We start from the raw sequence: 1,234 nt of genomic DNA on the forward strand, positions 1-1,234 counted from the left end.
CCGAAGGTGAGGGCCGCGCCGCGGGTGGCGGTCGCCGGGGCCGGGAGGGTCAGGGCCGGGGTGTGCGGCGGGACGATCACGGACGGGTCGTTGACCGACGGCTGGTGCGCCGCGTCGCCCGCGTAGGAGATCCGGTAGGTGAACACCCCCGCCGCGTCGGGGGGGTGGGTGACGGTGACCGCGCGGGTGGCGGTATCGACCGGGACCGACGGGAGGGGGACCGACTCCTGTGTGTCCGCGTTCGTGCGGGTCACCTGGAGAGTGGTGCCCTGGGGGAAGGTGCCGAGGTCCTGCGAGCTGAGGGTGCCGGTGAGGACCACCGAGTGGGGCGTCGCCGAGCTGAACTCCTGGAACTCGACGTCGGTCGCCAGCCGTGCCACGTCCAGCTTCAGCGAGGTGGTCGCGGGCCGGTGCGCCGCGTCACCGGCGTACGACACCTGGTAGGTGTTCGTGCCCTCGTCGGCCCGGGTGTCCTTGACGGCGAACGTGCCGTCGGCGCCGAGCGTGACGTCGGGCAACTGGACTTCGTCGCGCGTGACTTGGAGCTTCGCGCCGGCCGGGACGAAGCCCTTGGTGGTGAACGTGCCGTTGAGGGTGAACTCCCTGGTGGGGACCGCGTATCCCGAGGGGCTCAGGGCGAGTTGGGTGTCGGTGAGCTTGGGAGAGGCCAGCACGTTCAGGGTGTAGGCGCCCGCGGAGTCCTGGGTGACGCCGTAGAGCGTCGTGCCGTCCCCGCCCCACTCCAGGCCGTCGGGGGCCAGTGTCCCGGACGCCAACGGAACGTAGTTCTCACGGAGTTGGGAGCCCGCGTAGAGGTACACCCCGGGCGCCGAGCCCTGGGTGCTGCCGACGGCGATCGTGCCGTCGGTGTCGAGGGTGAGCGAGTTCGGCGCGGAGGGGGTACCGCCCGTGTAGTACACGGAGGGGTTGGCCATCATCATGTCCGCCGTACGGTAGGCCCGCAGCGCGACGTCACTGGAATCGGCGAGCAGCACCTGCTTGCCGTCGCCGGTCACCTGGAAGCCGGTGCTCGAACCGCCGGAGACCCCCAGGTGCGTCAGGGCGGTCGCCGTACCGGAGGAGACGTCGAAGGTGGCCACGTCGGTGGTGTTCGTGCTCAGCTCCTCGGCCGCGAGGACACCGCCGCCCGTCGCGAGCCGCGGCGCGGCTGACCACTTGGGCCGCACCGACGGGGGTGGGGGGGCGGGGGGGGCGGCGGCGGGGGGCCCCGCGC

The 1,234-nt window shown here is 72.6% G+C and carries 1 pseudogene; it reads right to left on the reverse strand.

The annotated features are described in order from the left end of the window. Positions 1 to 1,187 (reverse strand): annotated as a pseudogene (locus tag ACFWI9_RS34475) (hypothetical protein); the annotation flags it as partial. Between the last annotated feature and the right edge of the window lie 47 nt (positions 1,188 to 1,234).

The organism is Streptomyces sp. NPDC127084 (assembly GCF_042724175.1).
Classification (GTDB): domain Bacteria; phylum Actinomycetota; class Actinomycetes; order Streptomycetales; family Streptomycetaceae; genus Streptomyces.